21 protein-coding genes are annotated in these 26538 nt (G+C 60.5%); 3 read left to right on the forward strand and 18 right to left on the reverse strand.

What is annotated here, in order from left to right:
- Positions 1 to 180: 180 nt before the first annotated feature.
- Positions 181 to 1536, reverse strand: coding sequence for a helix-turn-helix domain-containing protein (locus R2C4_RS16025; protein ID WP_141891408.1), 1356 nt, complete (start codon positions 1534 to 1536; stop codon positions 181 to 183).
- A gap of 198 nt (positions 1537 to 1734) precedes the next feature.
- Here R2C4_RS16025 and R2C4_RS16030 point away from each other — a divergent pair.
- Positions 1735 to 2894 (forward strand): IS3 family transposase gene (locus R2C4_RS16030; RefSeq protein ID WP_141889521.1). Its coding sequence is split into 2 segments (ribosomal slippage): positions 1735 to 1993 and positions 1993 to 2894, totalling 1161 coding nucleotides; the frame shifts between segments, so codons are not numbered across the junction.
- Positions 2895 to 3380: 486 nt separating this feature from the next.
- On the opposite strand, the gene R2C4_RS16035 is transcribed toward R2C4_RS16030, so the two are convergent.
- From R2C4_RS16035 to rpsL, 9 genes are all read right to left on the reverse strand, one after another.
- On the reverse strand, positions 3381 to 3677 hold the full coding sequence (locus tag R2C4_RS16035; RefSeq protein ID WP_058285583.1) for a 50S ribosomal protein L23: 297 nt from the start codon (positions 3675 to 3677) through the stop codon (positions 3381 to 3383).
- Positions 3674 to 4291 carry a 50S ribosomal protein L4 gene (gene rplD / locus R2C4_RS16040; protein WP_058285582.1) on the reverse strand — a complete coding sequence of 206 codons (618 nt, stop codon included), beginning with the start codon at positions 4289 to 4291 and terminating at the stop codon, positions 3674 to 3676. The genes R2C4_RS16035 and rplD overlap by 4 nt, the downstream gene beginning before the upstream one ends.
- Entirely contained in the window at positions 4288 to 4992 is a 705-nt protein-coding gene (gene rplC / locus R2C4_RS16045) for a 50S ribosomal protein L3 (RefSeq protein WP_058285581.1), read from the reverse strand. Before rplC ends, rplD begins: the two co-directional genes overlap by 4 nt.
- An 18-nt stretch (positions 4993 to 5010) precedes the next feature.
- Positions 5011 to 5325 carry a 30S ribosomal protein S10 gene (gene rpsJ, locus R2C4_RS16050; RefSeq protein ID WP_005621947.1) on the reverse strand — a complete coding sequence of 105 codons (315 nt, stop codon included), beginning with the start codon at positions 5323 to 5325 and terminating at the stop codon, positions 5011 to 5013.
- A 309-nt stretch (positions 5326 to 5634) separates the two neighbouring features.
- A complete protein-coding gene (locus tag R2C4_RS16055; protein ID WP_141891409.1) occupies positions 5635 to 6165 on the reverse strand; it encodes a DUF6680 family protein in 531 nt (176 codons plus the stop codon).
- A gap of 346 nt (positions 6166 to 6511) precedes the next feature.
- Complete coding sequence (tuf, locus tag R2C4_RS16060; protein WP_008555140.1) at positions 6512 to 7687, reverse strand: elongation factor Tu; 1176 nt, start codon at positions 7685 to 7687, stop codon at positions 6512 to 6514.
- 63 nt (positions 7688 to 7750) lie between these two features.
- Entirely contained in the window at positions 7751 to 9868 is a 2118-nt protein-coding gene (fusA, locus tag R2C4_RS16065; protein WP_141891410.1) for an elongation factor G, read from the reverse strand.
- Positions 9869 to 9886: 18 nt separating this feature from the next.
- Complete coding sequence (rpsG, locus tag R2C4_RS16070; protein WP_008553314.1) at positions 9887 to 10357, reverse strand: 30S ribosomal protein S7; 471 nt, start codon at positions 10355 to 10357, stop codon at positions 9887 to 9889.
- A gap of 15 nt (positions 10358 to 10372) precedes the next feature.
- Positions 10373 to 10744, reverse strand: a complete 372-nt coding sequence (gene rpsL, locus R2C4_RS16075) for a 30S ribosomal protein S12 (protein ID WP_008204009.1) — start codon at positions 10742 to 10744, stop codon at positions 10373 to 10375.
- A gap of 392 nt (positions 10745 to 11136) precedes the next feature.
- Between rpsL and R2C4_RS16080 the strand changes: the two genes are divergently transcribed.
- Positions 11137 to 11940, forward strand: a complete 804-nt coding sequence (locus tag R2C4_RS16080; protein WP_141891411.1) for a putative rhamnosyl transferase — start codon at positions 11137 to 11139, stop codon at positions 11938 to 11940.
- Positions 11941 to 11946: 6 nt separating this feature from the next.
- Here the strand turns inward: R2C4_RS16080 and R2C4_RS16085 are convergent, their stop codons facing one another.
- The 7 genes from R2C4_RS16085 to rplK all read right to left on the reverse strand — a co-directional run bounded on the left by R2C4_RS16085 (position 11947) and on the right by rplK (position 24116).
- On the reverse strand, positions 11947 to 12822 hold the full coding sequence (locus R2C4_RS16085) for a DMT family transporter (protein ID WP_058286640.1): 876 nt from the start codon (positions 12820 to 12822) through the stop codon (positions 11947 to 11949).
- A 142-nt stretch (positions 12823 to 12964) separates the two neighbouring features.
- On the reverse strand, positions 12965 to 17209 hold the full coding sequence (gene rpoC, locus R2C4_RS16090) for a DNA-directed RNA polymerase subunit beta' (protein WP_058286639.1): 4245 nt from the start codon (positions 17207 to 17209) through the stop codon (positions 12965 to 12967).
- 53 nt (positions 17210 to 17262) lie between these two features.
- The gene (rpoB, locus tag R2C4_RS16095) at positions 17263 to 21399 is read right to left on the reverse strand and encodes a DNA-directed RNA polymerase subunit beta (RefSeq protein ID WP_141891412.1); all 4137 of its coding nucleotides are present in this window, start codon (positions 21397 to 21399) and stop codon (positions 17263 to 17265) included.
- A gap of 249 nt (positions 21400 to 21648) precedes the next feature.
- Positions 21649 to 22023, reverse strand: coding sequence for a 50S ribosomal protein L7/L12 (rplL, locus tag R2C4_RS16100; RefSeq protein WP_058286637.1), 375 nt, complete (start codon positions 22021 to 22023; stop codon positions 21649 to 21651).
- A gap of 81 nt (positions 22024 to 22104) precedes the next feature.
- Positions 22105 to 22623, reverse strand: coding sequence for a 50S ribosomal protein L10 (gene rplJ / locus R2C4_RS16105; protein ID WP_058286636.1), 519 nt, complete (start codon positions 22621 to 22623; stop codon positions 22105 to 22107).
- Positions 22624 to 22990: 367 nt separating this feature from the next.
- Positions 22991 to 23689 carry a 50S ribosomal protein L1 gene (gene rplA, locus R2C4_RS16110; RefSeq protein ID WP_008553767.1) on the reverse strand — a complete coding sequence of 233 codons (699 nt, stop codon included), beginning with the start codon at positions 23687 to 23689 and terminating at the stop codon, positions 22991 to 22993.
- A 1-nt stretch (position 23690) separates the two neighbouring features.
- The gene (gene rplK / locus R2C4_RS16115; protein ID WP_008555829.1) at positions 23691 to 24116 is read right to left on the reverse strand and encodes a 50S ribosomal protein L11; all 426 of its coding nucleotides are present in this window, start codon (positions 24114 to 24116) and stop codon (positions 23691 to 23693) included.
- A 251-nt stretch (positions 24117 to 24367) separates the two neighbouring features.
- On the opposite strand from rplK, the gene R2C4_RS16120 reads away from it, so the two are divergent.
- Complete coding sequence (locus tag R2C4_RS16120) at positions 24368 to 25720, forward strand: hypothetical protein (protein ID WP_141891413.1); 1353 nt, start codon at positions 24368 to 24370, stop codon at positions 25718 to 25720.
- Between the two features lie 141 nt (positions 25721 to 25861).
- Here the strand turns inward: R2C4_RS16120 and nusG are convergent, their stop codons facing one another.
- Positions 25862 to 26395, reverse strand: coding sequence for a transcription termination/antitermination protein NusG (nusG, locus tag R2C4_RS16125; protein ID WP_141891414.1), 534 nt, complete (start codon positions 26393 to 26395; stop codon positions 25862 to 25864).
- Positions 26396 to 26538 lie beyond the last annotated feature (143 nt).

Here is a 26538-nt window from a genome sequence, read left to right on the forward strand (position 1 = left end):
TCTTGTCTTTGGACCCGCTATGTTTAAGGCCCCCGTAGGTGCCTGAGTTATAGGGCCCCGAAGGTCCCAGGTTCGAACATCCTGACAAACGTAACGACCCCGGAACGAATCCGGGGTCTGCAGGATGGGCGGTGCTTAGCAGAGAGTCGGGAGGGTGGCAATGGCACAACGTGCGTCTTTCTATTTTGCCCGCCTAGTAAAACTAATAAGTCCCTTCTTATCCCATAAGTAGATGGACGCTCGGGAAATGCCAATCATCTTCGCGACATCTTCAGGTCTTTGCCCTGCATCAAGTGCTGCTTGTGCACGTTCAATGTTCTGCGAAGTAGCTAAACTCGGCGCTCCGCGGCGCGCGGTTTTTGAAGTAGCAGACACCCGAAGAGAAGCTGTACGGCCAACAGCGTCGGGTTCAACCAAGTGCGGCTCTAGCCAAATTGCCCAACGTCGCATAGCGCCGCCGACACGCAACTTCGAAGCCTCGCTATTATAGTTTCTATTGAACTCTTTTCGCAACTCTTCTCCGATTTGAATACTAGTGATATTGGGCTTTTCTAAGAGAAGTTCCCGAGTTTTTTGCAGCATTGGCGCTCTCATTGCTGCATGCCGAAGAGCCACTTCCGCATCGGTTCCATCTTTCACGCATGAGTGTATTAACCCGTCCTTAATCTCGATTAGCTCAAGCGCTGCTAGATCCGCGCGACTTCTATTCTTATTGGCTTCTTCCCATTCCGAGGGTGATATCGGCCCCTCAAACGAGAGCACAAAGTTCAATGCCTCTAAGGCGGTAAAGGGGGCACTACCTGCGTTGAACAGCGGGCCAAGCTTCCGTTTTGGTTTAGAGCCACCAGAAATTAGAGCGCTCTCAACATCTCCGCGAGGGACGCCCAACCCCCGAAGCAGTTCGACACGATTGTCAGTGCTGCCATCGAGAAAAGCATTTACTAGCGAAGAGTCTACACCGATTGCTCTCGTCGCTGGGTGACCGGGGATTACCATCGGTCTTTCTTCAGCGTCTGAAAACGCCGCTGTCTTGCGTAGAATCTGAATGTGCATGGCTAAAGTAGCGTCCTTATCCTGCCCTGATTGAAGGCCCTTTGACGCGAGCGTTCGAAGCAACAAGTCAAACAGCGCCCTGTCTCGATTTTTCTTACTCCTCAACCAACGCTTCAGCCTGTTTCCAATACCGCCGCCGGTGCTGTCATCTAGTATCTGTCCGAATTCAATCCAGTTTGCTCTCGTCGAAAGTATTGCAACGATTGCCGAAAAGTCCTTGGACGTATCTGGTTTGACGAACCACCTCTTCACATTTGATACGGCCTCGCCATCTAGTTTTGCACCGTATCCATTCACTTGAATTGTTGTAAGGCCGACAGGTTTCCATAGCCTCGTAATTGCTCTTGTCTCGGTCGACTGCTTTTCCCTTTGCACGTTGCCCCCAATCTTCACCGTTGCAGATGCGCTGGGAATTTCCCGTAAAGAACGAGCGTTAGCCTCCATGCCACCCCCGCGAACATTTTGCTCTGAGAGTTTTGTCACGTCTTCCCGTCGATACTCCTCGGTAGGATACTCGTACAACTCGGCGGGTTGGCAGTTCTTAAAGTGGAGGTCGATAGAGGCCCGCTTCAAGGCAAAGAACACAGAAAGAGAAAAGTCCTCCCCCTCGAGGGTGACCTGCCCCCCGCGAAATCCCTCACCATGATGTAGAGTCTGCCCAACCTATGTAGGAGCAGACGAATGCGTAAGAGCCGTTACACCGAGGCGCAAATCATCGGGATGATCAAAGAGCAGGAAGCCGGGATGCCGACGGCGGAGGTGTGCCGCCGGCATGGGCTGAGCCCGGCGACCTTTTACAAGCTGAAGTCCAAGTATGGCGGCATGGAGGTATCGGAGGCGGCGCGGCTGAAAGCGCTGGAAGATGAGAATGCCAAGCTGAAGCGGCTGCTGGCAGACACGATGCTCGACAACGTGGTTTTGAAAGACCTGCTGGGAAAAAGCTGACGACACCGAAAGAGCGGCGAGAGGCAGCGCTCAATGCAATGCGGGATCATGACATCTCGCAGCGCAGGGCCTGCCGGCTTGTCGGTGTCGACCCCAAGACGGTCCGGCGCGAACGCCCGCCGGACCATCCTGAGATCCGCCAGGAGATGAAGGAGATCGCTGGCAAACGCCGCCGGTTCGGCTACCGGCGGATCGGCGTGCTGCTTGAGCGAAAAGGCATGATCATGAACCACAAAAAGCTTTACCGCCTCTACCGGGAGGAGGGTCTTGCAGTGAAACGGCGGCGGGGCCGCAAACGCGCCCGGGGCTCGAGAACGCCGATGCCCGAAGCCACACAGCCCAACCAGCGCTGGTCCCTGGATTTCCTGGCAGACAGCTTCGGCGCGGCGCGGAAGTTTCGCATCCTGGCCGTGAATGACGACTGCTGCCGGGAAAACCTGTGCCTGGCGGCAGACACCAGCATTTCAGGAGAGCGCGTTGCCCGGGAGCTGGACGCGCTCGTCCGGATCTACGGAAAACCCGCTTGCATTGTCAGCGACAACGGGACGGAATTCACCAGCCAGGCAATCCTGAAATGGGCCGACAGGAACGGGGTGGATTGGCATTACATCGACCCCGGAAAACCGCAGCAGAATGCCTTTATCGAGTCATTCAACGGCAGCCTGCGGGACGAGCTTCTCAATGAAGAGCTGTTCGATACCCTGGACGATGCCCGCCGCAAGCTGGCGCTGTGGCGCTACGATTACAACAACGTCAGGCCGCATTCTTCGCTGGGGAACAGAACGCCAATGCAAGCGCGGCAGGCGCTTGAGCTATTTGAGGGCTCCGCGCCTGCCGCGCTTGCCAAGCCCGAGACCGACGATTACCAAAACCAAACCCGCAGACTCTCCTCATGAACGAGGGACCAGCGGGGGGCAGGTCAAGGGTAATAACTTCCTCTCCAAAACTTGCAGAAACCTCTAAATCGAAGCCGTCAGAAAACCGATTTGCCCTGGATCTCAGCCAAACGTTCGCGACGTGTGGGTCTAACGGTGCTGGAGCCTTTGCATCATAATCTAGGACAAAATCTTCTTCCATAATCACCTCGAAGTAGAGCGCTATGAAACCGCGCAGATCTACTTTCAGGATAGATGCACCCGAGGGCAACAGCTAAGCCCCTATAAACGACCTCCCGGGTTCCTCCAACACCTTGCGGCCACTTTGAAGCGGCAGCTCCGTTGCGCACCCGCCGCACGCAGGGCTTCGCGGATCTTAACCGGCAGCGGTTATACCTTGAGGCAAAGCTGCCTTTAGGACCCTGCCATGCCCCACAAGCCCCCTGCCCCAACGCAAAAGGCCCCCGCTTGCGCGAGGGCCTCTCCATCTTGTCAAAAAGGCAGATCTCAGAGTCCGGTGGACACGTCGATGGTGTTGCCTTCTTCCAGGGTCACATAGGCTTTTTTCACGTCCTTGCGGCGGCCCATCTGGCCGCGGAAACGCTTGACCTTGCCCTTGGTGACGGTGGTGTTGACCGCTTTCACCTTGACGCCAAAGAGAGCTTCGACAGCTTCCTTGATCATCGGCTTGTTGGAGTCGATTGCCACCTCGAATACCACTGCGCCGTTTTCGGACGCCATGGTGGATTTCTCGGTGATGATCGGCTTGCGGATCACATCGTAGTGTTCTGCCTTCACGCTCATTTCAGACGAGCCTCCAGTGCTTCGACACCTGCCTTGGTGATCACCAGGGTGTCACGCTTCAGGATGTCATAGACGTTTGCACCCATCGTCGGCAGGATATCCAGGCCTTCGATGTTGCGCGACGCTTGCAGGAAGCCTTCGTTGACCGCTGCGCCGTCGATGATCAGCGCGCGTTTCCAGCCCAGGTTTTTCACCTGCTTGGCCAGAGCTGCGGTTTTGCCTTCGGCTGCTGCATCCTCGATGATGACCAGCTCGCCCGCTTTTGCTTTGGCGGACAGCGCGTGGCGCAGGCCCAGCTTGCGGAACTTCTTGGTCAGCTCGTGGCCGTGCGACCGGACAACGGGGCCCTTGTAGATGCCGCCCTTGCGGAAGATCGGCGCGTTGCGGTCACCGTGGCGTGCGCCGCCGGTGCCCTTCTGGCGGTAGATCTTCTTGGTCGAGTAGGAGGTCTCCGAGCGGGTCTTCACCTTGTGGGTGCCCTGCTGCGCGTTGTTGCGCTGCCAGCGGACCACGCGGTGCAGGATGTCCGCACGCGGCTCCAGGCCGAACAGGTCTTCGGACAGCTCGATGTCGCCAGCCTTGCCGCCGTCGAGTTTGATCACGTCAAGTTTCATGCTTCACCACCTTCCGCGGAAGCTTCCGCAGTTTTCAGACCGGCCGGGAAAGGCAGACCCTCGGGGGCTTTCTTCTTCACGGCATCCTTGACGGTAACCCAGCCGGATTTCGGGCCCGGAACGGCGCCCTTGATGAAGACCAGGCCGCGCTCGGCGTCGGTTTTCACCACTTCCAGGTTCTGGGTGGTCACGCGGGCTGCGCCCATGTGGCCGGCCATTTTCTTGCCTTTGAAGACCTTGCCCGGGTCCTGACACTGACCGGTCGAACCGTGCGAACGGTGCGAGATCGACACACCGTGCGAGGCGCGCAGGCCGCCGAAGTTGTGCCGCTTCATGGCACCGGCGAAACCTTTACCGATCGAGGTGCCGGTCACGTCCACTTTCTGGCCAGCCAGGAAGTGTTCGGCCGAGATTTCGGCGCCGACTTCGATCAGCGCGTCAGCGGGGACGCGGAATTCGACCAGCTTGCGCTTGGGCTCAACCTTGGCAGCTGCGAAATGGCCGCGCATGGCTTGCGACGTGCGCTTTGCCTTGGCGGTGCCTGCACCCAGCTGAACGGCGGTGTAGCCGTCTTTTTCCTCGGTGCGCTGCGCAACAACCTGCAGGCCGTCAAGGTGGAGAACGGTCACAGGGATCTGCTTGCCGTCTTCCATGAACAGCCGGGTCATGCCGACTTTCTTTGCGATAATACCGGAACGCATAATCTATACCCTCCGATCTTACGACTGCAGCTTGATTTCGACGTCGACGCCGGCGGCCAGGTCGAGCTTCATCAGCGCGTCCACGGTCTGCGGGGTCGGGTCGACAATATCGAGAAGGCGCTTGTGGGTGCGGATCTCGAACTGGTCGCGGGATTTCTTGTCAACGTGGGGGCCACGCAGAACAGTGAATTTCTCGATCTTGTTCGGCAGCGGGATCGGGCCGCGCACTTGGGCGCCGGTCCGCTTGGCAGTGTTGACGATTTCCTGGGTGCTGGCATCCAGCACGCGGTAGTCAAATGCCTTCAGCCGGATACGGATGTTTTGGCTTTGCATCGTATAGCCTTATTCTAGGCGTTGGGGTTGAGAGGAGGGCCTGCGCTCACCGCAATCCCTCATCGAACCCAAAAGGCGGGAATCATCCCGCCCCTATTCGCATCAGCGAACTTGCGCCCTATACGCCCTGCGGGCCCTAGTGGCAAGGGGTTTCGCCGCGAAACGGTTGCGTCTGGGGAGAGCGGTGCGTTTGGGGGTTGTTAGGATTGGTAGAGGGTACCTTACGGCGGGTAGATTGCCTGCCCGACACTTGCTAGGGAATGTCGGAGAGCAAGGAAAAGAATTTCGATAGCATCTGGGAACAAGAAGTTAATTGTTCTTTCCCCCTTCGGCGCTCGCTGCCTCAATAATCCTTTGAGTATTTGCATTCGCCTCTTCCAGTGATTGCGCGATACGCGGCCACGACGCGAAAGCCTCATGCAGCAACTCCTCCCGCCGGACAAATGCCTTCGTCAAGTACGCGGCCTGCAAGAGTTGTTTGTCATCCATCTTGATGCCTGATGCTTCGCCCATAGCCGCAAGCAACTCTGCCTGCTTTTCTCTCGCCGCATCGTCAAAAATGCGGCTGTTTTGTCGCTCCGCGGCTTCATTACTTACATGTGCGATCAGAGAATCCCGCTTCCTCAAGACATTCGGGCTGTCAGAGAAAACTACCTCTATGGAGGAGACAGCCGCTTGGTACTCAGGGTTAGCTGGAGTTAACCAACTATTCAGCATCCTGAGAAGCAACTGTTCTTTAGCCTCTTTTGTTTGCTGGCGCCGAGTAAGCCAAGGCACCGCAACGTTGGCTGTAACGGTCGAAACGACTAGGCTGAGAAGGCCTACTGTAATTTCATTCATCAGATTTCCCCGGCTAGGTTGACCGGTGAAACGTCATGGGATTCACCGCAACTATTCAAGCCAAAACTGGATAAGACCGCCCGGACGCCCCGCGTTCGGGCCGCGCCCGGCCAGCCCGGAGGGCGGGCGCGATTAGCATCGCACCCGGAGCTGGCGCTCCCTGTGGCCTCAAAAGCTCCACTGGAGCTTTTGCAAGACGGCCTCCGGCCCCTGGCCGGTCCCTGCCCTGTTCAGGCGTTATTCCAAAAGAAAAGGGCCGCCCGAAGGCGGCCCTCTCTTAGATCAGAACCGTGTGGCTCTCAGCGGTTTTCCTGCGGAAAACCGCCTGCCGCCACCGTTTCCAAAATCACTCGATGATTTTGGAAACAACACCAGCGCCGACGGTGCGGCCGCCTTCGCGGATGGCGAAGCGCAGGCCGTCTTCCATCGCGATCGGCGCGATCAGCTCAACGCCGAACTTCAGGTTGTCGCCCGGCATCACCATCTCGGTGCCTTCCGGCAGGGTCACGGTGCCGGTCACGTCGGTGGTGCGGAAGTAGAACTGCGGACGGTAGTTCGCGAAGAACGGGGTGTGGCGGCCGCCTTCTTCCTTGGTCAGGATATAGGCTTCGGCTTCGAACTTGGTGTGCGGCTTCACCGATTTCGGCGCGCACAGAACCTGGCCGCGCTCAACGCCTTCACGGTCGATGCCGCGCAGCAGCGCGCCGATGTTGTCGCCCGCTTCACCGCGGTCCAGCAGCTTGCGGAACATTTCCACACCGGTGCAGGTGGTGGTCTGGGTGTCGCGGATGCCGACGATCTCGATCGAGTCGCCCACGTTGATCACGCCACGCTCCACACGGCCGGTCACAACGGTGCCGCGGCCGGAGATCGAGAACACGTCTTCGATCGGCATCAGGAACGGCTGGTCAACCGCACGTGCGGGGGTGTCGATGTATTCGTCGACAGCCGCCATCAGCGCCTTGATCTTCTCTTCGCCGATTTCCGGATCACGGCCTTCCATCGCCGCCAGCGCGGAACCCGCGATGATCGGGATATCGTCGCCCGGGTAGTCGTAGGACGACAGCAGCTCGCGGATTTCCATTTCGACGAGCTCCAGCAGCTCTTCGTCGTCGACCTGGTCAACCTTGTTCATGAACACGACCATCTTCGGGATGCCAACCTGGCGGCCCAGCAGGATGTGCTCGCGGGTCTGCGGCATCGGGCCGTCGGCTGCGTTCACAACCAGGATCGCGCCGTCCATCTGGGCCGCGCCGGTGATCATGTTCTTGACGTAGTCGGCGTGGCCGGGGCAGTCGACGTGCGCATAGTGGCGCGCTTCGGTCTCATACTCGACGTGCGCGGTCGAGATGGTGATGCCGCGGGCTTTTTCTTCCGGTGCGCCGTCGATCTGGTCGTAGGCTTTGAAGTCACCAAAGTATTTGGTGATCGCTGCGGTCAGCGTGGTCTTGCCGTGGTCAACGTGGCCGATGGTGCCGATGTTGACGTGCGGTTTATTACGTTCAAACTTTTCCTTAGCCATGATGGCCTCCTTTTGCTTCGAGGGAGGCCCGCACCACCTGCGAGCCCCCTTATTTTCTGACGCTTACGCGTATTTCGCCTGGATCTCTTCCGAGATGTTCTGCGGCACCGGATCGTAGTGATCGAACTGCATGGTGAACTGGGCGCGGCCCGAGCTCATCGAACGCAGGGTGTTGATGTAGCCGAACATGTTGGCCAGCGGCACGAAAGCGTCGATGGCGATGGCGTTGCCGCGGTTCTCCTGGCCGGACACCTGGCCGCGGCGGGAGGTCAGGTCGCCGATGATGCCGCCGGTGTATTCTTCCGGGGTGATCACTTCAACCTTCATCACCGGCTCGAGCAGTTTCGCGCCAGCCTTGCGCATGCCTTCGCGCATGCCCATGCGGGCGGCGATTTCAAAGGCCAGAACCGAGGAGTCCACGTCGTGGAACTTACCGTCGATCAGGGCAACCTTGAAGTCGATCACCGGGAAGCCTGCCAGCGGACCGGAGTCCATGACCGACTGGATGCCTTTTTCGACGCCCGGGATGTATTCCTTCGGAACCGCACCGCCGACGATACGGGATTCGAAGGAGTAGCCTTCGCCCGGCTCTGTCGGGGAGATGATCAGTTTCACCTCGGCGAACTGGCCCGAACCACCCGACTGTTTCTTGTGGGTGTAGGAATGCTCGACCTCTTTGGAGATGGTCTCGCGGTAGGCCACCTGCGGCGCACCGATGTTCGCCTCAACCTTGAACTCGCGCTTGAGGCGGTCCACCAGGATGTCCAGGTGAAGTTCGCCCATGCCCTTCATGATGGTCTGACCGGACTCGATGTCGGTCTCGACGCGGAAGGACGGGTCTTCGGCGGCCAGACGGGCCAGACCCTGGGACATCTTCTCCTGGTCGGCCTTGGTTTTCGGCTCAACCGCGATCTCGATCACCGGATCGGGGAAGGTCATGGTTTCCAGAACAACCGGGTCGTTGACGGCGCAGAGGGTGTCACCGGTGGTGGTGTCCTTCAGGCCTGCCAGCGCGATAATGTCGCCTGCGAACGCTTCCGTGATTTCCTCACGGTTGTTCGAGTGCATCATCATCATCCGGCCAACGCGCTCTTTCTTTCCCTTGGTCGAGTTCAGCAGGGTGTCGCCCTTGTTCATCACGCCGGAGTAGATCCGGGTGAAGGTCAGGGAGCCGACGAACGGGTCGTTCATGATTTTGAACGCCAGGCCTGCGAAGGGCATGTTGTCGTCCGCGCGGCGGGCGATGTTACGCTCTTCGGTCTCGTCGCCCGGCTTGAAGCCCATGTAGTCGACAACGTCCAGCGGGCTGGGCAGATAGTCGATCACGGCGTTCAGCAGCGGCTGCACACCTTTGTTCTTGAACGCGGAACCGCCCAGAACCGGAACGAAGTGCAGCGCCAGGGTGCCCTTGCGCAGCAGCTTGCGCAGGGTCGGCACGTCGGGCTCTTCGCCTTCCAGGTAGGCTTCCATGGCGTCGTCGTCTTCTTCGACGGCGGCCTCGATCATCTTGCCGCGCCACTCTTCGGCCATGTCCTTGAGCTCGTCGCGGATCTCGGCGTGGACCCAGGAGGCGCCCAGGTCTTCACCCTGCCACAGCCACTCTTTCATGGTGACCAGGTCGATCAGGCCTTCCAGCTCGGTTTCTGCGCCGATCGGAATGCCAACCGGAACCGCGCGGGCGCCGGTGCGGTCTTCGATCATGCGGACGCAGTTGAAGAAGTCCGCGCCGATCTTGTCCATCTTGTTGACGAACACCATGCGCGGAACCTTGTAGCGGTCAGCCTGACGCCACACGGTTTCGGTCTGCGGCTCAACACCGGCGTTGGCGTCGAGAACGCAAACGGCACCGTCGAGAACCGCCAGCGAACGCTCGACTTCGATGGTGAAGTCAACGTGGCCGGGGGTGTCGATGATGTTCAGGCGGTGCTTCGGGGTGTCAGCGGTCTTGCCGTCCTCGGTGCGCTCCCAGAAGGTGGTGGTCGCAGCCGAAGTGATGGTGATGCCGCGTTCCTGCTCCTGCTCCATCCAGTCCATGGTGGCTGCACCGTCGTGCACCTCACCGATGTTGTGGGATTTGCCGGTGTAATACAGGATGCGCTCGGAGCAGGTGGTTTTACCTGCGTCGATGTGCGCCATGATACCGAAGTTACGGTACAGGTCGAGGGGATATTCGCGTGCCATAGGTCTATGTCCTCTAGCTTACCAGCGATAATGGGAGAAGGCTTTGTTGGCCTCTGCCATCTTGTGGGTGTCTTCGCGCTTCTTCACCGCGGTGCCACGGGACTGGACAGCGTCCATCAGCTCGCCTGCGAGGCGCTCTTCCATGGTGTTTTCGTTGCGGTTGCGTGCGGCAGCGATCAGCCAGCGGATGGCCAGCGCTTCGCGGCGCTCGGGGCGGACTTCAACCGGAACCTGGTAGGTCGCACCGCCCACACGGCGGGAGCGGACCTCGACGGACGGTTTGATGTTGTCCAGAGCTTCGTGGAAGACTTCAACCGGAGCGCGCTTGATCTTGCTCTCAACGCGGTCAAACGCGTTGTAGACAATACGCTCTGCGACCGACTTCTTGCCGTCGATCATCAGGTTGTTCATGAATTTGGTCAGAACGCGGTCGCCGAACTTGGCGTCGGGCAGGACTTCGCGCTTCTCTGCGGCGTGACGACGGGACATCTCGCTCTCTCCTTCTTACTTAGGACGCTTCGCGCCGTACTTCGAGCGGCGCTGCTTACGGTCTTTGACGCCCTGGGTATCCAGAACACCGCGCAGGATGTGGTAACGGACACCCGGAAGGTCTTTTACCCGGCCGCCGCGGATCAGAACCACGGAGTGTTCCTGAAGGTTGTGGCTTTCACCGGGGATGTAGGAGATCACTTCGAAACCGTTGGTCAGGCGCACCTTCGCAACTTTCCGCATCGCGGAGTTCGGCTTCTTCGGAGTGGTGGTGTACACGCGGGTGCAGACGCCGCGCTTCTGCGGGCACTGCTCGAGGTGCTGGGACTTCGAAACTTTGCGTTTCGGCTGACGCGGCTTGCGGATCAGCTGCTGGATCGTTGGCATTCAGGTATTCCCCGTTTAGCAACTTGTCATGCACGCCGGCGCGTGCGGGTGATTTCGCTGCACTTATGCGTCCACAAGCGCAAAAACCGCAATCGCTCCCGTACCGAGGTGAGACGACGCGGTGAGTTTACAGAGGGCCAGGGTGATAAAAGTGCCCAGGCCTTGAGCCACTGCAATTTTGAATTCGGCTTGTGGAGACATGCTCCGGGTGCCGGATAGCCGGGCATATATGGGGAGTCGCGCAGGTTGTCAACAGCAGCCGGTCTGGCAGCCCCTGCCCCGGCCTGTCCCGGCCTGCCCGCAGCGGGCGGGCTGCCGCGCGGACGCTTGCCAGGGTCCCGCGCGACCCCCATAGTTGCCGCCAGCGCCATTGTCACGAAACGGATTTCAGAATGCAGGTTATCGGGCTGTGCCGGTTCTCCTACCCGGCGATCGGCGGGTTTCAGGTGGAACATGAAACAATCGAAGAGCGCATCGCCTATCTGTATGACGCCGAGCGGATGGAGGAGCGGTTCCGGCTGCTGGAAACCATCGCCCTGCCCTGCCTGCGGGAACAGACCGACCAGGATTTCACCCTGATCGTGGTCACCGGCGACAGCCTGCCGCGCGGAGACCGCGACCGGCTGCACGACCTGACCGCGGACATGCCGCAGGTGCAGATCCGCGCCGAGCCGCCGCGCCGCCACCGCGAGGTGATGAAAGAGATCCTCAACAGCGCCCGCCGGGATCCGGACCAGCCCTGCCTGCAGTTCCGCCACGATGACGACGATGCCGTGTCGGTGGATTTTGTCGAACGGCTGCGCGCGGCAGCCGGAGATTGCCAGGGGCTGCTGAGCAAAAACCGCAGCGTGGCGTTCGACTTCAACCGCGGCTACCTGGCGGAGGCCGGGGCGGAGGGGATTTGTGCGGCGGAGGGCGTTTTTCCTTATGTGGTCCCCGCCCTGGGCATGCATGTGCGCGGCGGCTGCCCGCTGACGATCATGAATTTCGCTCACCACAAGATCAACCGCTTCATGCCGACTGTCACGGTGACCGACGCGCCGATGTTCGTGCGCACCCGCAACCGGTTCAACGACTCGCGCGATATGGCAGGCGGCCCGGCGCTGGAGCCGCTGACGCCAGAGCTGGCGGGCGCCTTCGAAGCCCGTTTTGCGATCCGGGAGGCCCGGGTCAAGGACGTCTTTGGCAGCGGCTGAGCCGCCTCAGCCGCGCAGCCGGCGGGCCTGCCGGCGTTCCCGGTAGAGCGTGAAGATGCCGGCTGCGGCCACGATGGAGGCCCCGGCGATTGTCAGCAGATCGGGCCATTCGCCGAACACCAGCCAGCCCAGGATCAGCGCCCAGAGAAGCCCGCTGTAGCGGAACGGCGCAATTGCCGCGATCTCGCCCACCCGCATGGTCATCACCGAGCACAGGTATCCGGCAAAGATGAACAGCGCCGCGCCCAGCAGGGCCAGCCATTCACGGCTGCCCATCGGCTGCCAGTCCACCGCTGCGGAGGACGCCAGCCCGAAGGCCAGCACCGCCAGCGAAGCGGAGAGGGTCACGGTCATCGACGGCACCTCGGGCGGCATCCGGCGGGTGACGAGGTCGCGGGCGGTGATGCAGGCGACCGACGCCAGCGCATAAAGGCTGCCCTCGCTGAACCCGTCCGGCCCCGGGCGCACGATCAGCAGCATGCCTGCAAAGCCCGCGGCAATCGCCGCCAGCCGGCGCCAGCCCACCGGCTCTGCCAGGACCAGCGCGGCGCCTAGGGTCACGGTCAGCGGCAGCACCTGCAAAACCGCCGTGACATTGGCAATCGGCATCACCATCAGCGCGGTCAGGAACAGATAGGTGGCCGCCACCTCGGAGGCGCAGCGCAAGCCGATCATGCCCCAGGCCCGGCCCGGCAGCCGCAGGCGGAGACCGCCCAGCCGCAGGGCCAGGAGATAGATCAGAGCACTGGCGGCAATGCCGCGGATGGTCAGGATCTGCGGCAGCGGCAGCGCCCCGCCCGTCAGCTTTATCAGCGCGTCGTTGAAAGTATAGGCCGCCATCGCCGCGGTCATCAGCAGCGCCCCGGTCTGATTGGGGGTCATTGCCGCGCCTTAAACGTTGCCTGCCGCGTGCTGTCCATTGCTGCGCCCTCCCTGCCCCGGCAACAGATACCCCCGGACGCGAACAGGAAAAAGCCCCCGCATCGGGGATGCGGGGGCTTTTCAGTTTGTCTGATGACGCGGCTTAGTCGCGGCTTTCCGGGGTTTCGACCAGGATATCCAGGTCGTCGCCGCCCATCGCGTCCTCGTCCATCACCGGTGCGGCCAGGGCTGCAGCGGCTTCGGCTTCCTCGCGGCGGGCTTCCAGCACCACGTTGTCGCGACCCTGGGCGATCTGGCGCACCCGCTGGGTGGCGCCGCCGGTGCCGGCCGGGATCAGGCGGCCCACGATGACGTTCTCCTTGAGGCCGACCAGCTTGTCCCTCTTGCCCTGCACCGAGGCCTCGGTGAGAACCCGGGTGGTCTCCTGGAAGGAGGCCGCCGAGATGAAGGAGCGGGTCTGCAGCGACGCCTTGGTGATGCCGAGCAGGATCGGTTCGCCTTGCGCCGGGCGCTTGCCGCGGGCAATCGCCTTCTCGTTGGCGGTGTCGAACTCCTGCTTGTCCACGTGCTCGCCTTTCAGCAGCGTGGTGTCGCCGGAGTCGGAGATCTCCCACTTCTGCAGCATCTGGCGGACGATCACCTCGATGTGCTTGTCGTTGATCTTCACACCCTGCAGGCGGTAGACGTCCTGGACCTCGTCGATCATGTAGTTCGCCAGTGCCTCGACACCCATGATGGACAGGATGTCATGCGGCGCCGGGTTGCCGTCCATGATGTAGTCGCCCTTCTGGACAAAATCACCTTCCTGAACCGGAATGTGCTTGCCCTTGGGCACCATGTATTCGACGGGCTCCATCGACTCGTCGCTGGGCTCGATCGAGATGCGGCGCTTGTTCTTGTAGTCGCGGCCGAAGCGCACGTAACCATCGATTTCGGCGATGATCGCGTGATCCTTCGGACGGCGGGCTTCGAACAGTTCCGCAACGCGCGGCAGACCACCGGTAATGTCCTTGGTCTTGGCGCCTTCACGCGGAATACGCGCAACAACGTCGCCTGCCATGATCTGCTGGCCGTCTTCGACCGACAGGATGGCGTCCACGGACATCGGGTAGGTCAGCGGGTTGCCCGCATCGCTGCGCACCGGTTCGCCGCCCTCGTCGACCAGAATGATCTCCGGCTTCAGTTCGGAGCCCTTCGGAGCCGCACGCCAGTCGATCACGATCTTCTGGGTCATGCCGGTGGCTTCGTCGGTCTCGTCGCGGACAGCCAGGCCCGAGACCAGGTCGACATACTTCGCAGTACCCGGCTTCTCGGCGATGATCGGCAGGGTGTAGGGGTCCCATTCGAACAGCTTGTCGCCGCGTTTGACCTGCTGGCCTTCCTTGACGAACAGCTTGGAGCCGTAGCCCAGCTTGTGGCTGGCGCGCTCTTCGCCGTGCTCGTCCTGGATGATCAGCTTCATGTTGCGGCCGACAACCAGAGTTTCGCCGTTGGCGTTCTCCAGGGTCTGCGGCATTTCGAAGACGATCTTGCCTTCCTGGCTGGCTTCCAGGAACGACTGCTGGCCGCCCTGGGCAACGCCGCCGATGTGGAAGGTCCGCATGGTCAGCTGGGTGCCGGGTTCACCGATCGACTGCGCCGCGATGATGCCGACAGCCTCGCCGGTGTTCACGCGGGTGCCGCGGGCCAGGTCACGGCCGTAGCACATGGCGCAGACGCCCTCTTCGCTTTCGCAGGTCAGCGGCGAGCGGATACGGGTCGACTGCACGCCGGCCTCTTCCACTGCGTCCGCCATCCGCTCGTCGATCAGCTGGCCTGCGGCCACGATGACTTCCTCGGTGCCGGGGCGCAGGATGTCATCCGCAGCCACACGGCCCAGGATGCGCTCGCCCAGAGACGCCACGACCTCGCCGTCGTTCACAGCCGCTTCTGCGGTGATCGCGCGTTCGGTGCCGCAGTCGAGCTCGCGCACGATGCAGTCCTGCGCCACGTCCACCAGACGGCGGGTCAGGTAACCCGAGTTCGCCGTCTTCAGCGCGGTATCCGACAGCCCCTTACGGGCACCGTGAGTCGAGTTGAAGTACTCGAGAACGGTCAGGCCTTCCTTAAAGTTCGAGATAATCGGGGTCTCGATGATGTCGCCGTTCGGCTTGGCCATCAGGCCGCGCATACCGCCCAGCTGCTTCATCTGAGTAACCGAGCCACGCGCACCGGAGTGGGCCATCATGTAAACCGAGTTCGGTTCCATCACGGCGCCGTTCTCGTCCCGCTTGTCAGCGGAGATGGTGCCCATCATCGCTTCGGTGACCTTGTCGTTACACTTCGACCAGGCATCGACAACCTTGTTGTACTTTTCGCCCTGAGTGATCAGGCCGTCCATGTACTGCTGTTCGAAGTCTTTCACCTGCTCGCGGGTGTCGTCGACGATGGTCCACTTGGTGTCCGGGATCACCATGTCGTCCTTACCGAACGAAATGCCGGCCTTGAACGCCTCGCGGAAGCCCATGGTCATGATCTGGTCGCAGAAGATGACCGACTCTTTCTGGCCGCAGTAGCGGTAGACGGTGTCGATGACCTGCTGAACCTCTTTCTTCCGCAGAAGACGGTTGACCAGTTCAAACGGCGCCTTGGCGTTTTTCGGCAGCAGCGCGCCCAGACGGACACGGCCCGGGGTGGTCTCAAAACGCTTGAGAACCTCGTTGCCTTCCTCGTCGATCTGAGTGATCCGCGCGGTGATCTTGGTGTGCAGGTGCACTTCGCCGGCGTCCAGCGCGTGCTGAACCTCGTCGATGGTGCCAAAGATCTTGCCTTCGCCGGGCATGCCTTCGCGTTCCAGGGTCACATAGTAGAGACCCAGGATCATATCCTGCGAGGGAACGATGATCGGCGCGCCGTTGGCGGGCGACAGAACGTTGTTGGTCGACATCATCAGGACGCGCGCTTCCAGCTGGGCCTCAAGGCTCAGCGGGACGTGCACAGCCATCTGGTCGCCATCGAAGTCCGCGTTGAACGCCGAGCAGACCAGCGGGTGAAGCTGGATGGCTTTACCTTCGATCAGCGTGGGTTCGAACGCTTGGATACCCAGACGGTGCAGCGTCGGTGCGCGGTTCAGCATCACCGGGTGCTCGCGGATCACCTCATCGAGGATATCCCAGACTTCCGGGCGCTCTTTCTCGACCAGCTTCTTCGCCTGCTTCACGGTCGAGGACAGGCCCTTGGCCTCCAGACGCGAATAGATGAAGGGCTTGAACAGCTCGAGCGCCATCTTCTTGGGCAGGCCGCACTGGTGCAGCTTCAGCTCGGGACCGGTCACGATCACCGAACGGCCGGAGAAGTCGACGCGTTTCCCCAGAAGGTTCTGACGGAAGCGGCCCTGCTTGCCTTTCAGCATGTCGGAGAGCGACTTCAGCGGGCGCTTGTTGGCGCCGGTGATGACGCGGCCGCGACGGCCGTTGTCGAAAAGCGCGTCCACGGATTCCTGCAGCATCCGCTTTTCGTTGCGGACGATGATGTCCGGCGCGCGCAGTTCGATCAGCCGCTTCAAGCGGTTGTTCCGGTTGATCACGCGGCGGTACAGGTCATTGAGGTCGGAGGTCGCAAAGCGGCCGCCGTCCAGCGGAACCAGCGGGCGCAGTTCCGGCGGGATGACCGGGATCACGGTCATGATCATCCATTCCGGGCGGTTGCCCGATTCCAGGAAGGATTCTACGACTTTCAGACGCTTGATGATCTTCTTGGGCTTCAGTTCGCCGGTCGCTTCGGCCAGTTCGGCGCGCAGCGTTTCGGCTTCCGATTCCAGGTCGATCTGGGCCAGCATGTCACGGATCGCTTCAGCGCCGATGTTGGCGGTGAAGGCGTCCATGCCATAGGCGTCCTGGGCGTCCATGAACTCTTCTTCGGTCATCATCTGACCATAGCTCAGGTCAGTCAGGCCCGGCTCGATGACGACGTAGTTTTCAAAGTACAGAACACGTTCCAGGTCGCGCAGGGTCATGTCCAGCATCAGGCCGATGCGGCTGGGCAGCGACTTCAGGAACCAGATGTGCGCGACAGGTGCGGCCAGCTCGATGTGGCCCATGCGCTCGCGGCGCACTTTCTGCAGGGTGACTTCGACGCCGCATTTTTCACAGACGACGCCGCGGTACTTCATCCGCTTATATTTGCCGCACAGGCATTCGTAGTCCTTGATCGGGCCGAAGATGCGGGCGCAGAACAGGCCGTCGCGCTCCGGCTTGAAGGTCCGGTAGTTGATGGTCTCGGGCTTTTTGATTTCGCCATAGGACCAAGACAGGATCCGTTCCGGGCTGGCCAGCGAGACTTTGATTTCATCAAAGACCTTCGGCGGGGTCAGCGGGTTGAACGGGTTGTTGGTGATTTCCTGGTTCATTTTGATACCTCAAATCTTGCGGAAGGGGGGAACGGGAGAAGGGCGCGGGGCCCTTACTCCTCAACCTCCGCATCCAGGAGTTCCATGTTCAGGCCGAGGCCGCGGACTTCTTTCACCAGAACGTTGAACGATTCCGGCACGCCCGCCTCGAAGTTATCCTCGCCCTTGACGATCGACTCATAGACCTTGGTCCGGCCGGCGACGTCATCCGATTTCACGGTGAGCATCTCCTGCAGGGTGTAGGCGGCGCCATAGGCTTCCAGAGCCCAGACTTCCATCTCACCGAAGCGCTGACCGCCGAACTGCGCCTTACCGCCCAGCGGCTGCTGGGTAACCAGCGAGTACGGGCCGGTGGAACGCGCGTGGATCTTGTCGTCCACCAGGTGGTGCAGCTTCAGCAGGTACTTGATGCCGACGGTGACCGGGCGCGCGAACTGCTCGCCGGTGCGGCCGTCGAACAGGACCGACTGGCCGGATTGGTCAAAGCCCGCACGCACCAGCGCGTCGTTGACGTCGTCTTCCTTGGCGCCGTCAAAGACCGGAGTCGCAATCGGCACACCGCGGGTGACGTTTCTTGCAGCATCGATCAGCGCGTCCTCGGACATGCCGGCGATGCCTTCGTCATAGACGTCGTCGCCATAGGCATGGTGCATCGCTTCACGGACCGGGGTCAGGTCGCCCGAGCGGCGGTATTCCTGCAGCGCGTCATCCACCTTGATGCCGAGGCCGCGCGCGGCCCAGCCCATGTGGGTCTCCAGGATCTGGCCGACGTTCATACGCGACGGCACGCCCAGCGGGTTGAGGCAGAAGTCGACCGGGGTACCGTCGGCGAGGAACGGCATGTCCTCCATCGGCACCACTTTCGAGATCACACCCTTGTTGCCGTGACGGCCGGCCATCTTGTCGCCCGGCTGCAGCTTGCGCTTCACCGCGATAAAGACCTTGACCATCTTCATCACACCCGGCGGCAGGTCGTCGCCGCGGCGGACCTTCTCGACCTTGTCCTCGAAACGTGCGTCCAGGGCGCGCTTCTGCGCCTCGTACTGCTCGTTCAGGGCCTCGACCACCTGGGCGTCCTGCTCGTCTTCCAGCGCCAGCATCCACCACTGGCCGCGGGACAGGGAGTCCAGCAGATCCTCGGTGATTTCGGTGCCGGCACGCACGCCTTTCGGGCCTTTGACAGCCACTTTGCCCAGGATCATGCCGCGCAGGCGGGCATAGATGTTGCGGTCCAGGATCGCCAACTCGTCGTCCCGGTCACGGGCCAGACGCTCGACTTCCTCACGCTCGATCTGCAGCGCACGCTCGTCTTTCTCCACGCCGTGGCGGTTGAAGACGCGGACCTCGACCACAGTGCCGTAGTCGCCCGGTTTCACGCGCAGCGAGGTGTCGCGCACGTCGGAAGCCTTCTCGCCGAAGATGGCGCGCAAGAGCTTCTCTTCCGGGGTCATCGGGCTTTCGCCCTTCGGAGTGATCTTCCCGACCAGAATGTCGCCCGGCTCCACATCGGCGCCGATGTAGACGATGCCCGCTTCGTCGAGGTTGCGCAGGGCCTCCTCGCCGACGTTGGGGATGTCGCGGGTGATTTCTTCCGGCCCGAGCTTGGTGTCACGGGCGGCGACTTCGAATTCCTCGATGTGAACCGAGGTGAAGACGTCGTCACGCGCGATGCGCTCGGAGATCAGGATGGAGTCTTCGTAGTTGTAGCCGTTCCACGGCATAAACGCGACGACCACGTTCTTGCCCAGAGCCAGTTCGCCCATATCGGTCGACGGACCGTCGGCGATGACTTCGCCCTTGGTCACGGTGTCGCCCACCTTCACCAGCGGACGCTGGTTGATACAGGTGTTCTGGTTCGAGCGCTGGAATTTGCGCATGCGGTAGATGTCGACGCCCGCATCGCCCAGCTCCAGGTCTTCGGTGGCCCGGATCACGATACGCTGCGCATCGACCTGGTCGATGATGCCCGCGCGTTTCGCCTGGATGGCCGCACCGGAGTCGATCGCAACCTTTTCCTCGATGCCGGTGCCGACCAGCGGCGCCTCTGCGCGCAGCAGCGGAACCGCCTGACGCTGCATGTTCGAGCCCATCAGAGCGCGGTTGGCGTCGTCGTTTTCCAGGAACGGGATCAGCGAGGCCGCAACCGAGACCAGCTGCTTGGGGCTCACGTCGATCAGGTCAACGCTTTCGTTTGGCGCCAGGGTGTAGTCACCCGACTGGCGGGTCGACACCAGGTCGTTGATGAACTTGCCGTTTTCATCCAGCGAGGCGTTTGCCTGCGCCACGGTGTGACGCATTTCCTCGGTGGCGGACATGTAGTGAACCTCGTCGGTCACCTGTCCTTCTTTCACCACGCGGTAGGGCGTTTCGATGAAGCCGTACTTGTTCACCCGGGCAAAGGTTGCCAGCGAGTTGATCAGACCGATGTTCGGGCCTTCCGGGGTCTCAATCGGGCACATCCGGCCATAGTGGGTCGGGTGAACGTCGCGGACCTCAAAGCCCGCGCGCTCGCGGGTCAGGCCGCCCGGGCCAAGCGCCGACAGGCGGCGTTTGTGGGTGACTTCCGACAGCGGGTTGGTCTGGTCCATGAACTGCGACAGCTGCGAGGAGCCGAAGAATTCGCGCACCGCGGCTGCTGCCGGTTTCGCGTTGATCAGGTCCTGCGGCATCACGGTGTCGATCTCGACGGAGGACATCCGCTCCTTGATCGCACGCTCCATGCGCAGGAGGCCGACGCGGTACTGGTTTTCCATCAGCTCGCCGACGGACCGCACGCGGCGGTTGCCCAGGTGGTCGATGTCGTCGATATCGCCGCGGCCGTCGCGCAGGTCAACCAGCGCCTTGACACAGGCGACGATGTCTTCCTTGCGCAGGGTGCGCTGGGTGTCCTCGGCGTCGAGCGCCAGGCGCATGTTCATCTTCACGCGGCCGACAGCGGACAGGTCGTAACGCTCAGAGTCGAAGAACAGGGTGTCGAACAGGGCCGACGCGGCCTCGACGGTGGGCGGCTCGCCCGGGCGCATCACACGGTAGATGTCCATGAGCGCGCTTTCGCGGGTCCGGTTCTTGTCCTGCGCCATGGTGTTGCGCATGTACGGGCCGACGTTGACGTTGTCGATGTCCAGCACCGGAATGTCGGTGATGCCCGCATCCAGCAGCTCTTTCAGGGAGCCGCCGATCAGGTCGCCATCCTTGTCGTACTCCAGGGTCAGCTCATCGCCGGCTTCGACGTAGATGGCGCCGTTGTCTTCGTTGATGATGTCCTTGGCGACGAACTTGCCGACGATGTGCTCGAAGGGCACCAGCAGCTCGGTGATGGTGCCTTCTTCGATCATCTTCTTGACGGCGCGCGGGGTAACTTTCTTGCCCGCTTCGCAGATGATTTCGCCGGTGGCAGCGTCCACCAGGTCATAGGTCGGGCGGGTGCCGCGCACGCGCTCGGGGAAGAAGGGGGTGACCCAGCCGCGGGACTTTTCAAGCTTGAAGTTGACGGTGTTGTAGTAGGCATCCATGATGCCTTCCTGGTCCAGGCCCAGGGCATACAGCAGCGTGGTCACCGGCAGCTTGCGGCGGCGGTCGATACGGGCAAAGACGATGTCCTTGGCGTCGAATTCGAAGTCGAGCCAGGAGCCGCGGTACGGGATGATGCGGCAGGCAAACAGCAGCTTGCCCGAGGAGTGGGTCTTGCCCTTGTCGTGGTCGAAGAACACGCCCGGCGAGCGGTGCATCTGGGACACGATCACGCGCTCGGTGCCGTTCACGATGAAGGTGCCGTTCGGGGTCATCAGGGGCATGTCGCCCATGAAGACGTCCTGCTCCTTGATGTCCTTCACGGACTTGGCGCCGGTGTCCTCGTCGACATCAAAGACGATCAGGCGCAGGGTCACCTTCAGCGGCGCGCTGTAGGTCATGTCGCGCTGCATGCATTCTTCGACGTCGTATTTCGGCTTCTCGAAAGAGTACTTCACGAACTCCAAAACGGAGGTTTCGTTGAAGTCCTTGATCGGGAAGACCGACTGGAACACACCTTTGATGCCTTCGCCGTCAAGCGGCTCTGCTGCATCGCCGGAGCGCAGGAACAGATCGTAGGAAGATTTCTGCACCTCAATGAGGTTCGGCATTTCCAGCACTTCGCGGATTTTGCCGTAGTATTTACGTAGACGTTTCTGGCCAAGGAACGATTGAGCCATGTCAGATGTCACCTTTCCGAGTTCTCACCGGTCAAGGTTGCCGCCGGGCCCCGGCACCTTGCCCATACGAGACAGCGCGTTCGGATCAATTCATGGCCACCGTCCCGAAGGCAGCCTCCCGATCCCTTGAACCTCGCCTGAAAAAGCGCCTCTTGCCTGAGGCCCTTTTTAAGACAGGTTCGGCTGGGCCCGGAAAACTCCGGACCCAGCCAAATTTCCGATGCATCAGGAATGCACCAGATGCAGGTCTTAGGCCAGCTCGACTTCGGCGCCAGCTGCTTCCAGCTTGCCTTTGATGTCTTCTGCTTCGTCCTTGGACACGCCTTCTTTGATTTTGCCGCCGGCTTCAACCAGTTCCTTGGCTTCTTTCAGGCCCAGGCCGGTGATGCCGCGAACTTCTTTGATCACGTTGATCTTGGAAGCGCCGGCGTTCTTCAGAACGACGTCGAATTCGGTCTTTTCTTCTTCAGCTGCACCGCCAGCGTCGCCGCCAGCTGCCATGACAACTGCGCCGCCTGCTGCGGGCTCGATGCCGTATTCGTCTTTCAGGATGGTTTTCAGTTCTTGTGCTTCCAGCAGGGTCAGACCCACGATGCTTTCTGCGAGTGCTTTCAGATCAGCCATTGTATCAGCTCTTTCCGTTTACAGTATGTGTGTTCCAACGTGCGGGCTTGTGCCACACGCCAGCCATTCAGTGCCAACCGCTTACGCAGCTTCCGCCTTCTCTTCGATGGTCGAAAGGATGCTTGCGATGTTGCTTGCAGGTGCGCCAATCGCGCCGGCGATGTTGGAAGCAGGTGCGCCAATGCAGCTTGCGATCTGAGCAATAAGCTCGTCGCGGGACGGCATTTTCGACACGGCTTCGACACCGGCACGGTCCAGAGCGTTCTCACCCATTGCACCGCCGAGGATCTCAAACTTTTTGTTATCCTTGGCGAAATCCTCGGCCACCTTGGCGGCGGACACGGGATCTTCGGAGTAGGTCAGAACGGTCATCCCTGTCAGCAGGCCGGCCATGCTTTCACACGGCTTACCCTCGAGGGCGATTTTGGCGAGCCTGTTCTTGGCAACACGCACGGAGCTGTTCGCGTCACGGGCACGTGCGCGCAGATCCTGCATCTCAGCAACTGTCAGACCGGCGTAGTGAGCAACCACCACGACGCCAGAGCTTTCGAAGATCTGGCCGAGTTCCTCGACCACTTTCTCTTTCTGGGCTCTATCCACAGTTCTCTCCAAGTTAGGGATGCTTGCGCATCCCGGCTCATATTTGCCGGCCCAGATGAACCGGCGTTCAGGTCCGTTTTACGGGATGAGCCAAATCCGCCCGAGGGATTGAAAACCCCCGATCTTCTTGGTCTGTACCCGTCTCAGGAGGGAAATTAAGGCCCGATCGGAGGCCACCCACCATCTTGGACGAAATGAAATAAAGCGCACGACGAATCGCACGCTTTATCTCAAGGCCGTAGTTAGCCCCATTGGCGGGGATTTCCAAGAGCGAATTTGGAAAATGCGCCTGCGCGCGGGGGTCCGCCGGGACAGAAAAAGGGCGGCCCTTGCGGAGCCGCCCTTCTGGCATCAGCTGTGCGCCCGATTATTCGGTGACAGCGTTGTCCACGTCAACCGTGATGCCCGGACCCATGGTCGAGGACAGGTTGATCTTTTTCATGTAGGCGCCCTTTGCGCCCGACGGCTTGGCTTTGGCCACAGCCGAAACGAAGGCACGGACGTTCTCGACCAGCTTGGCTTCGTCAAAGGACGCTTTGCCGACGCCTGCGTGCACGACGCCGCCTTTTTCCGCCTTGAACTGCACTTCGCCGCCCTTGGCTGCTTCCACGGCCGCTTTCACATCCATGGTCACAGTGCCGACTTTCGGGTTCGGCATCAGGTTGCGCGGGCCGAGGATCTTACCCAGACGGCCGACGACGGGCATCATGTCCGGGGTCGCGATGCAGCGGTCAAAGTCGATCTTGCCGCCCTGGATCGCTTCCATCAGGTCCTCTGCGCCAACGATGTCAGCGCCGGCCGCGGTGGCTTCGTCCGCCTTGGCGCCGCGGGCGAAGACTGCAACGCGCATGTCTTTGCCGGTGCCGTTCGGCAGGCCGACCACGCCGCGGACCATCTGGTCTGCGTGGCGGGTGTCAACGCCGAGGTTCATGGCGATCTCGACGGTTTCGTCGAATTTGGCAGAGGCGTTGGCCTTGATCAGGGCAACGGCCTCCTCGACCGACAGGTTTTCCTTGCCGGCGAAGGCTTCGCGCGCGGCGCGGGTACGTTTACCGAGCTTTGCCATCTTACTTCACCTCGATGCCCATGGAGCGGGCAGAGCCCAGGATGATCTGCATTGCGCCTTCGATGTCGTTGGCGTTCAGATCTTTCATCTTGGCTTCGGCGATCTCTTTCACCTGGGCCACGGTCACGGTGCCGACGGTTTCACGCGAAGGGTTGTTCGCGCCGGATTTCACCTTGGCCGCCTTCTTCAGGTAGTAAGACGCGGGCGGCGTCTTGATGTCCATGGTGAAGGACTTGTCCTGATAGTAGGTGATCACGGTCGGGCACGGCGCACCGGGCTCCATGTCTGCGGTCTTGGCGTTGAACGCCTTGCAGAATTCCATGATGTTGATGCCGCGCTGACCCAGGGCCGGGCCGACCGGCGGAGAGGGGTTTGCCTGACCTGCAGGAACCTGCAGCTTCATCGAACCAACAAGCTTCTTAGCCATTTGGTTTTCCTTTCAACGAGGACAGGACGCGTCCTGCCCGGAGAATGTTGCGTGGTCGGATGTCAGGATCGCGATCCCTTGATCTCCCACGAGAGAATCTCGCCCGAAGACGATAGGAGCGGCATGTATAGGGGAATGCGGGCGTTGGCAAGCCAACAGGGACAGAAAGCTGCAAGCTTGGACTCCGCCCCCTCATATGTGAGATTTGCGGCGCATTCAAACCTAACAGACTTCATGTACGGAGCTTTGAAGTGATTGATACGAAAATCGTGGTGCCGAACAGCTCCCAAAATTCTTTCAAAACTCTAAAATCTCATCTCGGCAGTCTAGCCGACATAAATGACCGCTTTGTCAAATGTGACAAAATCAAAGCCTTTCTAGAAGAGCTCAGCCTGGCGGAAGACATCCATGAAGAATACCTTCTGCAGGACCTGATGACCTTTGCTTATGCAGCAAAAGATCTGAGATCGGGCCATGAAGCTGACGATGTTGTCTGGAACCGCCAAAGGGCTGAGAGTTTCCGCCGGATGGGGTTTGACCAAGCGGCAAACGTGTTTCAGAACTATGTGGATCTGGTGGCCAGCGTTTCTCAAAATAAGACTGAGCACCCAGACTTATCAATGGAAAGCTTGGGAGAGCTTCAGCCTGAACTGGATAAACTCCACCTCCGCATGGCCGCTGCAGCCAATGAGATCCCGCTCAACATGATAGGGCCCGCTGCGATCAAATCTTATGGCATTCAACTCCTGCCTCAAAAGGAGGCCATCAGCTATTGGATCAGCCTTTTGACCCAATCCGATACCTACCGTAAGACGCTTTCTGCTGCCAAAGCAGATAAGGCCTTCAACAAAAGTTTCGCATTTGAGCAAGTGAAGCAACTGCAGAAAAAGGGGGTGTGCTGGTGCTTCTACCTTTTTGAGTTTCAGAGCGACGGTGACCAAAGTGCTACTCGGCAGTTATGGCAGACTAACAAAGGAATTCTGTCCACTCCGCACTCCCCAAAAAACCATGAAGACATGGTAGAAGTGAAGGCTTGGCCTTCTGGCACAAGCTTTGCGTCCCTTTCCGGCAAGCAAAATAGAAATGTATCAGAGGAAGCATCGGCGGTTGCAGAGCAAGCGAGTATTGAGAGGTTTGTAGAGGCAAGCAAACGCATTTCCTTAGGACCTCCATCGGGGGTCTTGCAAGATTTTCAGAAAACACCAGGCATCGGCCCCCTTCTGCAAATCGCCACCCTGTCACTTAATCCGCGAGCGAACTTCAGGTTCTTCAGGGGGCTCGCTCAACAGGGAGTAAAGAGCAGCTTGATCATACGCCATTTCGGTCGGGCAGTTCTCTGGGTCGCCCTTCTAAGCGCTTTGAGTGCATCAGACGTATCGCGAACCATCTTTAGCGACGTGGCTGCGGGCATCGGATCTTGGAGCGACATCGCATTCGTTATTGGTATTTTGATGGGGGCTGTTCTTTTGTGCCAGGCAGTGCCGACTGCCCTTGGATTGATCATCGGATCGCTTGACCGCCGCAGCGGGCGCATCAGATGGAATTCCAATCTGCCCAACACCGGGCATGAGAACTTCATTCCCCGGTCTGGCTGGCTTAAGTAAAAAAACGGCTGCGCGCAGACTTGGCAAGCACTCTATCAGACTGAAACAGCATCAGAAACATCCCTGCCAAACAAAAAACGCCGCGTTGAACCCAACGCGGCGCCTCGAATTCCGTGGCGCGAGCAATCCGCCAGCCGCCAATCACCCCTGCTTGGTCACCTGGGCAAAGTCCAGCTCGACCGGGGTTTCGCGGCCGAAGATCGACACGGTGACCTTGAGCTTCTGGTTGTCCTCGTCGACCTCTTCGACCATGCCGTCGAAATCCTCGAACGGGCCGTCGTTGACCTTGACCTTCTCGCCGATCTCGAAGTGGATCAGGGTGCGCGGCGCCTCGACGCCTTCCTCGACACGGCCCAGGATGCCCTGCACCTCTGCGTCGCGCATCGGCATCGGGCGGCCCTGCGGGCCCAGGAAGCCGGTGACGCGGTTGATCGAGGAAATCAGGTGATAGCCGCGGTCGGACATTTCCATATGCACCAGCACGTAGCCGGGCATGAAGCGGCGCTCGGTCGAGACCTTCTTGCCGCGGCGGATCTCGATCACCTCTTCGGTCGGGACCAGCACCTCGTCAATTTCGTCCTCGAGCCCCTGCTCGGCGACCGCGGTGCGGATCTGCTCTGCGATTTTCTTTTCGAAGTTCGAAAGAACGCTGACCGAGTACCACCGTTTCGCCATGAACCGTTGTCCTTGTTCTGCAGGGCGGGCCGGTGCCGCGCCGCTGCGTAATCATTCCGTTGCAGCCCGGAAGCTGCGCTCTCCAACAAAAAGCGGCGTGCAAACCGAATCGCTGCACGCCCGCCTCAATAGTTCCTGCTCAG

Source organism: Leisingera aquaemixtae (genome assembly GCF_006740765.1).
GTDB lineage: Bacteria > Pseudomonadota > Alphaproteobacteria > Rhodobacterales > Rhodobacteraceae > Leisingera > Leisingera aquaemixtae.

Coding starts and splice junctions, on each gene's coding strand:
- rpsL (WP_008204009.1), bottom strand. CDS start 10,744: ATGCCAACGATCCAGCAGCTGATCCGCAAGCCGCGTCAGCCGAAACGC.
- R2C4_RS16035 (WP_058285583.1), bottom strand. CDS start 3,677: ATGAGCGTGAAGGCAGAACACTACGATGTGATCCGCAAGCCGATCATC.
- rpsJ (WP_005621947.1), bottom strand. CDS start 5,325: ATGCAAAGCCAAAACATCCGTATCCGGCTGAAGGCATTTGACTACCGC.
- rplL (WP_058286637.1), bottom strand. CDS start 22,023: ATGGCTGATCTGAAAGCACTCGCAGAAAGCATCGTGGGTCTGACCCTG.
- rpoC (WP_058286639.1), bottom strand. CDS start 17,209: ATGAACCAGGAAATCACCAACAACCCGTTCAACCCGCTGACCCCGCCG.
- R2C4_RS16080 (WP_141891411.1), top strand. CDS start 11,137: ATGCAGGTTATCGGGCTGTGCCGGTTCTCCTACCCGGCGATCGGCGGG.
- R2C4_RS16085 (WP_058286640.1), bottom strand. CDS start 12,822: ATGACCCCCAATCAGACCGGGGCGCTGCTGATGACCGCGGCGATGGCG.
- tuf (WP_008555140.1), bottom strand. CDS start 7,687: ATGGCTAAGGAAAAGTTTGAACGTAATAAACCGCACGTCAACATCGGC.
- rplK (WP_008555829.1), bottom strand. CDS start 24,116: ATGGCTAAGAAGCTTGTTGGTTCGATGAAGCTGCAGGTTCCTGCAGGT.
- rplA (WP_008553767.1), bottom strand. CDS start 23,689: ATGGCAAAGCTCGGTAAACGTACCCGCGCCGCGCGCGAAGCCTTCGCC.
- rpoB (WP_141891412.1), bottom strand. CDS start 21,399: ATGGCTCAATCGTTCCTTGGCCAGAAACGTCTACGTAAATACTACGGC.
- fusA (WP_141891410.1), bottom strand. CDS start 9,868: ATGGCACGCGAATATCCCCTCGACCTGTACCGTAACTTCGGTATCATG.
- rpsG (WP_008553314.1), bottom strand. CDS start 10,357: ATGTCCCGTCGTCACGCCGCAGAGAAGCGCGAAGTCCTGCCCGACGCC.
- rplC (WP_058285581.1), bottom strand. CDS start 4,992: ATGCGTTCCGGTATTATCGCAAAGAAAGTCGGCATGACCCGGCTGTTC.
- rplD (WP_058285582.1), bottom strand. CDS start 4,291: ATGAAACTTGACGTGATCAAACTCGACGGCGGCAAGGCTGGCGACATC.
- nusG (WP_141891414.1), bottom strand. CDS start 26,395: ATGGCGAAACGGTGGTACTCGGTCAGCGTTCTTTCGAACTTCGAAAAG.
- R2C4_RS16055 (WP_141891409.1), bottom strand. CDS start 6,165: ATGAATGAAATTACAGTAGGCCTTCTCAGCCTAGTCGTTTCGACCGTT.